The organism is Porphyromonas sp. HMSC065F10, assembly GCF_001808555.1.
In the GTDB taxonomy this organism is placed as follows: domain Bacteria; phylum Bacteroidota; class Bacteroidia; order Bacteroidales; family Porphyromonadaceae; genus Porphyromonas_A.
Genome location: NZ_KV793797.1, coordinates 38,246 through 49,422 on the forward strand (window position 1 = coordinate 38,246; position 11,177 = coordinate 49,422).

The window sequence follows — 11,177 nt, forward strand, 5'->3', positions numbered from 1 at the left end:
CATCGGTCATCCGCAAAGCGGTGACCGATGTGCCGAGACCTGTCCCTTTTCCCATCGACCCCTTGCGGGTCGCCGTGCAGAGATCCCTTTTTCCCGCGACCCGGCAAGGGTGTTGCGCTATCAAGCCTCTCCGGGGAGTGCGACACCCTTGCGGGGTCGCGAGATCGCTTGCAATGCCTGATCCCCGGGTCGTCGGGGCTACACCCCTCGACCCGGGGCTAAAAAGCGGGCACCCCTGCCGGGGTGCTTAGTTTACCACTCTTCACATAGGGACGATGGGATTTTCGGACTCACCGTAGGGCCGTCCCCACGGGCGGATTTCTAATACCGATATTAGTGATCTCTAATATCGGTATTAGTGATCTCTAATATCGGTATTAGATTTTCGTCAGAGGAAGGGGGACGAAATAGGCACAAAAAAAGGCGGGACGACACACTGAGGTGCCGTCCCGCCGGGAGGGATTATTTTAGTCAGGGATCAGAGATCACTTATTCTGGATCCTCTGGTCGATCTCATTGTACTTATCGTTCATGCCGAGGTTGTAGTAGATGCCACGGAGAGCGACGAGGTACTGGGTGTCGTCAGGATTGAGCTCCACAGCCTTCTCGAAGAAGGGCAGAGCCTTCTCGAAGTAGACCTTAGCCTCATCGACCTTGGCCTTGTACTGAGCCTCGTCGGTGATCGAGTTGGCCTCAGACTGAATGTTGGCACCCTGATTGAAGTAGACGCGACCGAGGCCGAGCATAGCCTGTCCGTACTCCGGGTCGATGGCGAGTGCCTTCTGGAAGGCCTCCTCAGCCTTTGCCATATCCTTGAAGCCCTGCTCGTAGACGTTGGCGAGGACGAAGTAGAGCTGCTTGTTGTCGGGGTTGGCGGCAATGGCCTGATCGAGGTAAGCCTTGGCGTCCTCGTGACGGCCCTGCTGGATGAGGATGTTGATCTTATTGAAGAGGTAGAAATTCTCCTCCGGGAAGAGCTTGATACCCTCGTCGAGCGTCCTCAGGAAGCCGGCGGTGTCGCCTGCCTGGACGTAGGACTGAGCGAGGAGCTGGTAGACGTCATTCTGACGGAAGGGGACGTCCTTGATCGCCTCGTAGGCGGCGATGGCGCCCTGCTTGTCGTCCTTATTGCACTGGGTGAGGGTGTAGGCGTTGAAGAAGCCGATCTGCATCGACATAGAGTCCTGCTCAGCGGTGGGGGTCCCCTGGAAGAGGTCCATCTTCTTCACGTCCATAAACTTCTGGAAGTAGTCGTGAGCCTTGCAGACATCACCTCCGTCCATGGCGGCGGCACCTCCGTTGACGAGGAAGCCGTAGTAGGTGGAGAGAGACTCAGAGATCTTCTTGTCGAAGTGCTGCTTTACCTTGCCCTTCTCATTGGGGAGGCGGTCGAGGGAGTCAGCCTTGGTGTAGTAGTCGGTCATGTCAGCGACGGCCTTGTAGAAGGCGTCCTGATTGATCTCCTTGCCGAGTGAGAGCTGGAGGTAGTCATGCTTCACCTGCTGCTCCTCGATGAGCCCGGCGACCCACCAGGTCTTGGCGTCGTTGGCGGTCTCGGGGTTCTCAAATGCCGGCTTGAGGAAGTTACGAGCCTCCTGTACATTGACATCGTCCTTCTTGGCCATACGCTCTACCTGCTTGACCAGCTTCTCCTGACCAAAGGCGGCAGGGACAGCGATAAGGAGTGAGAGCGCTCCGATAAGTAATTTGTTACTCATGGTTGTCTATTCTTTGCTATTAATTTATGCTCAAAGTTTACCTCAGCTCTCTCGGGTTTGCCCCGAGGAGTCGGTCCAAAGGTAATAAAATCTGCCTACATAGGCATATTCCTTGTTCCTTCAGTACACTATTATGATGAGAAAGGGGGTGGATCGTTTAATCCTCCTCACTCTCAGGGGTATCATCCCCCGTCTCCTCCGGCTCGTCGAGGGTGGTGGGGTCGGCATCCTCCTCACGCTCTCCGATGGAGGTGTCCTCCTGCTCCGCCTGGTCCTCATCGGCCGGTACACGGCAGACATCAGCGATCTCGTCGTCCCTCTTGCTGAGGTTGATGAGACGGATGCCCTGAGTATTTCGCCCGAGGATGGAGATGTCGGAGACGTGGACGCGGATCACGACACCGCTCTTATTGATGATCATGATGTCGTGGTCGTCGGTGACGGAGTGGACGGCGATGAGCTTGCCGGTCTTCTCGGTCGCCTTGAGGGTGATGATGCCCTTACCGCCTCGGTTGGTGATGCGGTACTCCTCGAGGGGAGAGCGCTTGCCGTAGCCATTCTCCGACACGACGAGGATCGACTCCTCCTCGGGGTCCTTGATGCTGATGGCACCTACGACGCGGTCCTCAGGCGACTGCAGCCGCATACCGCGCACACCGGCAGAGGAGCGGCCCATGGGGCGGAGGAGGCTCTCCGGGAAGCGGATCGCCCGACCCTCGCGGCTGGCGAGGAGGACATCGTGCCGGCCGTTGGTGAGCATGACGGAGACGACGCGGTCGGTCTCGTCCTTGAGACGGATGGCGATGATCCCCTTGGCGCGCGGACGGGAGAAGTCCCTCAGGCGAGCCTTGCGGATCATACCCTGCTCAGTGACGAAATTGAGGTAATGGGTGTCGACAAAGTCCTGGTCGGAGGTGAGGTTCTTGATCCTCAGGATGGCGGTGATGCGGTTGTCGCTCTCGATATTGAGGATATTCTGTATCGCACGCCCCTTGGAGTTGCGTGCCGCCTCGGGGATCTCAAAGACGCGGAGCCAGTAGCAGCGACCCCGGTCGGTGAAGAAGAGGAGGTGGGCGTGATTGGATGCGCCGTAGACAAACTCGACGAAGTCCTCGTCCTTGGTCCCCGCACCCTTGGCACCGGTGCCGCCGCGATTTTGCGAGCGGTACTCGGCCAGCGGCGTGCGCTTGATGTAGCCGTAGTGCGAGATGGTGATGATCATATCGTCATCGGGGTAGAAGTCCTCAGGATTCATATCCGGGGTGGCGTAGACAATCTCCGACCGGCGGTCATCGCCGTACTTGTCGATGATCTCGCGGCACTCGTCGATGAGGATCGAGTAGAGGAAGTCCTCGTCGGAGAGGATCCGCTCGTAGTAGCGCACCTTCTCCGTCACCTCGTCATACTCCTGGTGGAGCTTATCCAGCTCGAGGCCGGTGAGCTGACCGAGACGCATCTCCACGATGGAGCGCGCCTGGATCTCGGAGAGGCTGAAGCGCTCTATGAGTGCCTGCATGGCGGCGGTCTGATTGGCTGATGCCTTGATCAGGTGGACCACCTCGTCAATATTGTCGGCGGCGATGATACGTCCCTCGAGGATGTGGAGCCGCTCCTTCGCCTTCCGCAGGTCAAATCGGGTACGGCGCGTCACCACCTCGTGGCGGTGCTTGACGAATTCGCCGATCAGCTCCTTGAGCGACAGCAGCCTCGGGCGACCGTCGACGAGGGCAATGTTATTGCAGGCAAAGGAGGACTGCAGGGCAGTCATCTTGTAGAGCTTATTGAGCACCACGCCGGCATTGGCATCCCGCTTTATGTCGATGACGATGCGCATACCGGTCTTGGCGGAGCTCTCGTCCTGGATGTTGCTGATGCCCTCGATGCGCTTGATGGTGGCGAGGTCGGCGATCGCCTTGACGAGGTCTTTCTTCACCACCCCATAGGGGATCTCGGTGATGATGATCTGGTCGTGGTTGGCGGAGCTCTCTATCACCGCCTTGCCGCGGATGATGATGCTGCCCCGCCCGGTCTCGTACGCCTCCCGGACCCCCTTGTAGCCGTAGATCACTCCGCCGGTGGGGAAGTCGGGAGCCTTGACGTGCTTCATGAGATCTTCCGTGGTGACGTCGCCGCGCTTCTCGATGTAGGCGATGACGCCATTCATCACCTCGGTGAGGTTGTGGGGCGCCATATTTGTCGCCATGCCGACAGCGATACCGGCGGCACCATTGACGAGCAGGTTGGGGATGCGTGTCGGGAGGACGGTGGGCTCATACTCGGAGTTATCGTAGTTGGGCGTCATGTCGACGGTCTCCTTCTTGATGTCTGCGAGCATCTCCATGGCGATCGGCGCGAGGCGCGCCTCGGTGTATCGCATCGCTGCGGGACCATCGCCGTCGACGGAGCCGAAGTTACCGTGGGGATCGACCAGGGTATTGCGCATGCTCCAGTCCTGAGCCATACGGACGAGAGCCATGTAGATCGAGCTGTCGCCGTGGGGGTGGTACTTACCCATGACGTCACCGACGATGCGGGCGCTCTTCTTGTAGGGCTTGTCGGGCGTATTGCCGAGGTCATTCATCCCGAAGAGGATCCTGCGGTGGACCGGCTTGAAGCCGTCGCGCACGTCCGGCAGGGCGCGGCTGACGATGACCGACATCGCATAGTCGATGTAGGAGGTCTTCATCTCCTGCTCCAGGTCGACCTTGATAATCCTATTCTCAGAGTCTTTGAATTCTTCGTTCATCTGCTTAGTCTAAAGTCGGGGTGGTACCGCCCTCAGGCAGTCACTTGGCGTACCCCATATATAATGGTCAAATATACCACTTTTTGCCCACACCTCTCACTGCCTCCTCAGATCCGTCCAGGGGTGACGCATTTGAGCGGTACAGAAGCCTATCCACTCATTGTGAAGAGTGGTGAGCGGTGCACCCCGACAGGCGTGCTCGCCTTTTTACCCGGGAGACCTTGGGAAAATCCAAAAACGTCACCCCTGTCGCTTAGCACCACAGCCCCCGAGGGAGCGCTGATGATCAGTCAGCCCTCCCTGCTCTCCCTGCTAGACGGCGGAGCTGATGCCCCAGCTCGGGGATCCAGAGGACGAGCGACGTGATGCCGATGATCAGGAGCCAGTCCTCGAGGCTCAGACCGCCCTCGACGGTATTGAAGAAGCGCTGCAGCCCGGGGATCTCGATCAAGGCGATCTGCCCGAGGAGGATCACGCCGGCGATGGAGAGCAGTCCTCGGCAGCCCTTGAAGTGGAGCGCACTGCGCCCTGTGGCGAAGGCGCGGGCGTTGAAGAGGTTGAAGAACTGCAGCATCACGAAGGTGGTGAAGAAGAGCGTCAGCTCGTAGGGCGTCAGTCCGTCCGCTGCTCCCGGTCGTGTGGTGACGAGGTCTCGTAGGGCGGTCACATCGGCATGCTCGAGGTGGTAGAGTAGGGCGAGGAGGAAGAGGAAGAAGACCCCGCCCATGGCGATGATGGCCCGACCCATGCGCCGGGTGATGATGAAGGCATCCCGATCCCGGGGCTTCTCGTGCAAGACTGCCGGTGAGGGCGGGAGCGAGGCGAGGGCCATGGCGGCAAAGGTGTCCATGATGAGATTGACCCAGAGCATCTGTGTCACTGTCAGCGGTGACTCGGTGCCGATCATGGCACCCACGAGTACGATGAGGCAGGCGGAGAGGTTGACCGTGAGCTGGAAGAGGAGGAAGCGCTGGATATTCTGGTAGAGCGAGCGGCCCCACATCACCGCCTTGCCGATGCTGCTGAAGGAGTTGTCGATGATGGTGATGTCGGAGGCCTCCTTGGCGACCGAGGTGCCGTCGCCCATCGAGAGTCCGACGTGGGCGGCCTTGAGCGCCGGGGCATCGTTGGTCCCGTCTCCTGTCACCGCCACCACCTGGTCGAGTCTCTGGAGCGACTCCACGAGTCGCTTCTTGTCCATCGGTCGGGCGCGGGCGATCACCTTTAGCCCCGGCACCCGGGCATCGACCTCCTCGTCGGTGAGGGCGGCGAAGTCTTTCCCCGTGATGATGCTCTCCTCCCCATCGTCCTCGCTCCAGAGGCCGATCTGTCGCCCGATCTCGCGAGCTGTGGCGGGGGTGTCACCGGTGACGATCTTCACGTTGATGCCGGCACCGAGGCACTCCTCCACGGCGTCCTTGACATCCTCCCTCACCGGATCGCTGATCGCCACGATGCCCTGGAAGGTGAGCCCCTCGAGGGTCACGTCCTCGCCCTGAAGCGGTATGGGCGCATCGAGGACCTTGTAAGCGAAGCCGAGCGTCCGCATCGCCTGGCTCTGGTAGTCGGTCAGCTGCCGGAGGATCTCCGCCTCGGTCACGCCGCTCTCTGTGCGGGAGCAGAGCCGGTAGACGATCTCGGGGGCGCCCTTGACATAGAGCACCACCTTGCTCCCGAGGAGGGCAGAGCGGACTAAGGTCGCCATATACTTACGCTCGGTGGAGAAGGGCAGCTCATCAATCACCTCGGCCGACTTGCGCAGCGTGCGGTAGTCGATCCCCCGGTCGCGGAGCCAGAGGATCAGAGCGCCCTCGGTGGGATTGCCGAGCACCTCCGGCCGCTCCGGGTCGCTCTCATCGAGGTCGGCGGTAGAGTTGACCGCCAGCCCCTCCTTGATCCCTTGCGACACCTCATCGCTCCCGAGGAGCTGCTCGGCACCGAGCCCGTAAAAGCGCGACTCGGCGACGCTCATCCGATTTTGCGTGAGCGTCCCGGTCTTGTCGGTGCAGATGACGGTGATGGCGCCCATGGTCTCGCTGGCGTGCATCTTGCGGACCAGGTTGCTCGTCTTGAGCATCCGGCGCATATTGTAGGCGAGGCTGAGCGTGACCGCCATCGGCAGTCCCTCCGGCACCGCCACGACGACCACGGTGACGGCGATCATCAGCGTCTGGAGGGTGTAGGAGAAGAGGAGTGTCAGGTCTGCACCGGGGAGCAGCTGATTGTGCAGGGCGATGGAGCCGGTCATCAGGATGGCGAAGTAGCCGGTGATGATGCCGGTATTGAGCGTCCAGTGCCAGCGGCCAAACTTTCGGCTCACGAGGAGGAAGAAGAGGGCCGTCGGTACCACCAGCAGCCACGAGATCGGCTCCCAGTCGAAGTACCTGATCATCCGTCCGGCGATGATCATCCCGGCGAGGATGTAGCTCACCTTGGTGATCAGGAGGCTGAGTCCATCGAGCTGCTTATTGAGCGGGGTCTTGACGCTGTCGTCGATCTGGGCAGCGACGTAGACTTTCCCATTCTCCGTCTCGTCCCCCACGGCGGTGACCCGGAAGACCCCGTGCCCGTCCATCACCTTCGTCCCCCGCAGCACCATATCGGTCGGGTAGGAGGCACCGGGGTCAAAGTCTGCCTCGCGGGTGGACTTGAGCGATGGGACGCTCTCGCCATTGAGGGTTGACTCATCGACGTAGATCGAGACAGCCTCTACCAGCCGCCCATCAGCCGGCACCTCGGAGCCGGTGTCGAGGAGGACGATGTCGCCGACGACGAGATCCCTCTTGGGTACCATCGTCGTGATGCCGTTGCGGAGCACCTCTACCGGCTCGTCGTCGTTGACCTGATTGAGGATCGCAAATTCCTTGTCCGCCTGCCGCTCGAAGTAGAAGGCGATGCCGGTGGCGAGGAGGATGGCGATGAAGATGCCGATGGGCTCAAAGAAGACCGATGCCCCCGCCTCGCTGTCCAGCCCCCAGTACTCCCAGCAGGAGATCCCCACGGAGAGCGTCCCGGCGATCAGCAGGATGATGATCAGCGGGTCGGTAAACTTCTCGAGGAATTGCTTCCAGACAGGCTCCTTGGCGGGCGGGGTGAGCACGTTGGCGCCATGCTTCGCCCGGCTGCGGAGCACCTCCGCATCAGTCAGTCCCGTCAGCTCTCTCTTCTTATTCATCTCTTCTCTATTGGGTGCGAAGGGGGACCACAGAGTCTGCTGGGTCCCCCTTCCATGAGTCTATTATTTAATCAAAGGAGCGATCAGAGGTTGTCCTTCTCGATGTCCTTGAAGTAGCGGTAGGTGCCGACCGTCAGCTCGTCGCACGCCTCCTCGTCGCAGACGATGATGCCGTGGGGGTGGAGCTGCAGGCAGGTGATCGTCCAGCGCTGGCTCACGGGACCCTCCACAGCCTCGCGGATGGCGCGTGCCTTATTGTGCCCATTGGCGAGGATCATCACCTCGCGGGCGTCCATCACGGTGCCTACGCCTACGGTGACAGCGGTCTTGGGCACCTTATTGAGGTCGTTGTCAAAGAAGCGCGAGTTGGCGATGATCGTGTCGGTGGTCAGGCTCTTCACGCGAGTGCGTGAGGTGAGCGAGGAGCCGGGCTCATTGAAGGCTATGTGCCCATCGGGGCCGATACCGCCCATGAAGAGGTCGATGCCGCCTACCTCCTTGATCTTCGCCTCGTATCGCTCGCACTCTGCCTCGATGTCCTCAGCGTTGCCATTGAGGATGTGGGCGTTCTCCGGGAGGATGTCGATGTGGGAGAAGAAATTGGTCCACATGAAGGAGTAGTAGCTCTGCTCGTGCTCCTTCGGCAGACCGATGTACTCATCCATATTGAAGGTGATGACGTGGCGGAAAGATACCTCACCCGCCTTGTGTCTCCGGATCAGCTCAGCGTAGGTGCCGAGAGGGGTGCCGCCGGTGGGAAGCCCCAGGACGAAGGGGCGCTCCTCCGTGGGGGCAAAGGCGCGGATACGCTCGATGATGTGATTGGCGGCCCACTTGGACATGGCTGCCTTGTCCTGCTCTATAATTACTCTCATAGGGTTGTGCTATAGTGTAAGTGAATACTTTACTTGAGACCTTTGCATAATACCTCATCTGCGGCGTCACTTTCGAGATTCGGGCTTGGTCATGTGCGTAAGCACACTCCCTTCGCCCTCACTCTCAGTCCCTTGCATCTGGGGTGTTCTGCAAAGTCCCTGCCGAAAAAGCGGTGCTTTTTCGGCGAAAGACCATTTTGCAAAGGTCTTTTACTTGGCAATCTCCGGGGTGCCGGAGAGGATCGCCTTCGCCATCGCCTCGCCGAGACGGACACCCTCAGCCTCCTTGTCGCCGGCCATGGACATCAGCATCGTCACCGGGTCGGCGACGGTGGTCCACTTCATCCGCTCACCGAAGTCGGTCAGCTTACCGGCGACGTTGGGATTCCAGGAGCCGGTGCCGAAGTGACCGTAGAAGCGGGGAGACACCTTGCGCATCTCCAGCTTGGAGAGCAGCTCCTCGATCTTGGGGTAGAGGCTGTTATTGTACGTCGGAGAGCCGATGATCACACCGGAGTAGCGGAAGATGTCGCTGATGGCATAGGAGACGTCCTGGCTGGCGAGGTTGTAGACCTTCACCGGCGTCACGCCTGCCCTCCCGGCGGCGTGGGCGATCGTGTCGGCGAGCTCGCTCAGGTGACCATACATCGTCGCATAGACAAGTACCAGCCCCGGCTCCGATCCGTAGGCAGCGAGCTGATCATAGAGCCTCAGGATCTCCGGGATACGCTCCTGCCAGATACTCCCGTGGAGGGAGCAGATCTGCTTGATCGGGAGAGTCTCCGCCTTCTTCATCACCTTCTGGACGAAGGGTCCGTACATACCGACGATATTGGAGTAGTAGCGGGTGCACTCATTCATCTGGTGCTCCGTGTCGCTCCTCTGGTAGTCAAAGATACCTCCATCCACCGTGCCGTAGCTGCCGAAGGCGTCGGCACTGAAGAGGGTCTCCTCCAATGGGTCGTAGGTAAACATCACCTCCGGCCAGTGGACCATCGGTGCGGTGATGAAGCGCAGCTCACGCGACCCGATCGGCAGCGTCTCCTTCTCGCTCACCTCGAGGACATGCTCCACCTCGCCGAAGTACCCCTCGAGCATCTTCTTGCTCTGACGATTGACGACGAGGGTTGCCTCCGGGTAGTGGCTCAGGATCAGTGCGAGGGATCCGGAGTGGTCCGGCTCCATATGATTGATGACGATGTAGTCGAGCTTCTCGCCCGCGAGAGCCGCCCTGAGCTGTCTCAGGAAGCGATCGGTGTAGGTGATGTCGACGGTGTCGAGGAGGACGTTTTTCTCATCCTTGATCAGGTACGAGTTGTACGCCATCCCGTGAGGGATCGGCCAAAGGTTCTCGAAGAATCTTGTCTGGCGATCGTTGACGCCGAGGTAGTAGGTGGAGTTATTGACTTTTATGATGGGTTCCATAGCTTATCTTGTGAGTGTGAATGTGAGACTTATACGATGCGACCATCTGCCGGTCGCTTGCAGGTGAGGCTGTACCAGATCGACCACAGGCCGAGGAGGACGATCGGGATACTGAGCCACTGACCGATATTGAGTGCCTGGGAGACAGCTGCCAACGTATCGGGACGGTGGAGGAGGTAGAGGATGCCGAAGAAGATCAGGTGTAGCGACACACCGACTACCCAGAGGACCGGGGTGCGGTACTTCTTTCCCTTCAGCAGCAGGGCGACGATGAAGCCGATCGAGACCAGGACAGACGGGATGGCAAGCCACTTGGCTATGCCGATTCCGGTCATCGCCTCGTCGGGTACCTGGTCGTTCTTCAGATACTCGATGAAGAAGCGGAAGGTGAAGATCAGCACCATCGTGATGCCAAACATCAGCCCCACATGCCTCTGCGCGTCCCTCCGCCAGTAGAGCCAGAGCATCAGGCCGAAGACGAGGAAGTAGAATGCCGCCTCGTAGATCTGTGTCGGGTGCGATGGCGCCGAGAATATCGGCTCCGCTCCCGCTCTCCACTCACCGATATTGGTGATGAAGCGGAAGGCCCACGGCACGTCCGTGGCATGACCGTAGATCTCGTGATTGCAGAGGTTGCCGAGGCGGATCATCCCCGCCACCAGCCCCACGGGGACGCAGAGCCGGTCAAAGGTCCAGAGCATGCTCCGATGGGTCACATGCCGAGAGTAGATGTAGATGGCGATCATGATGCCCAGGACACCGCCGTGGCTCGCCAGTCCGCCGTGCCACACCTTCAGGATCTCGCTCGGATTGGCGAGGTAGTACTCCGGCTGATAGAAGAGGCAGTGCCCCAGTCGCGCCCCGACGATCGTGCCGATGACGACGTAGTAGAAGAGGGCGGTCAGCCAGTCCTCCGGGAGCTTCTCCCGTCGCCACATCTTGCTGACAATGGCGTAGCCGAAGACGATCAGCCCGAAGGCAAAGAGGATACTGTACCATCCGACGCGGAGACCCTTCCACTCCAGCAGGATCGGGTCCAGTGTCCAGGTGACGACATCAAGCATAGGTGTTATCTATATAAAATTGAGAGATGCATTTTCAAGCACGACAAAGATACCACTTTCAGAGTGTTTTCGTAAATGCTACCACTCCCTCCCAAGGGTGACGCAATTGAGCTCATAGAAGGCACTCAACTCATTGTGAAGTGTGGGGAACGAAGCACCCCCTGCGGGTGCCCG

5 protein-coding genes and 1 pseudogene are annotated in these 11,177 nt (G+C 59.8%); all 6 read right to left on the reverse strand.

What is annotated here, in order from left to right; translation table 11 throughout:
• Positions 1-485: 485 nt before the first annotated feature.
• Positions 486-1,718, reverse strand: a complete 1,233-nt coding sequence (locus HMPREF2890_RS05900; RefSeq protein WP_070466530.1) for a tetratricopeptide repeat protein — start codon at positions 1,716-1,718, stop codon at positions 486-488.
• 157 nt (positions 1,719-1,875) lie between these two features.
• Entirely contained in the window at positions 1,876-4,464 is a 2,589-nt protein-coding gene (gene gyrA, locus HMPREF2890_RS05905) for a DNA gyrase subunit A (RefSeq protein ID WP_070466532.1), read from the reverse strand.
• 286 nt (positions 4,465-4,750) lie between these two features.
• Positions 4,751-7,639, reverse strand: coding sequence for a cation-translocating P-type ATPase (locus HMPREF2890_RS05910; RefSeq protein ID WP_070466534.1), 2,889 nt, complete (start codon positions 7,637-7,639; stop codon positions 4,751-4,753).
• Between the two features lie 83 nt (positions 7,640-7,722).
• A complete protein-coding gene (gene nagB, locus HMPREF2890_RS05915; RefSeq protein ID WP_070466536.1) occupies positions 7,723-8,514 on the reverse strand; it encodes a glucosamine-6-phosphate deaminase in 792 nt (263 codons plus the stop codon).
• A 210-nt stretch (positions 8,515-8,724) separates the two neighbouring features.
• The gene (locus HMPREF2890_RS05920; RefSeq protein ID WP_070466538.1) at positions 8,725-9,939 is read right to left on the reverse strand and encodes an FprA family A-type flavoprotein; all 1,215 of its coding nucleotides are present in this window, start codon (positions 9,937-9,939) and stop codon (positions 8,725-8,727) included.
• Between the two features lie 245 nt (positions 9,940-10,184).
• Positions 10,185-11,003, reverse strand: a pseudogene (lgt, locus tag HMPREF2890_RS05925) (prolipoprotein diacylglyceryl transferase); the annotation flags it as partial.
• Between the last annotated feature and the right edge of the window lie 174 nt (positions 11,004-11,177).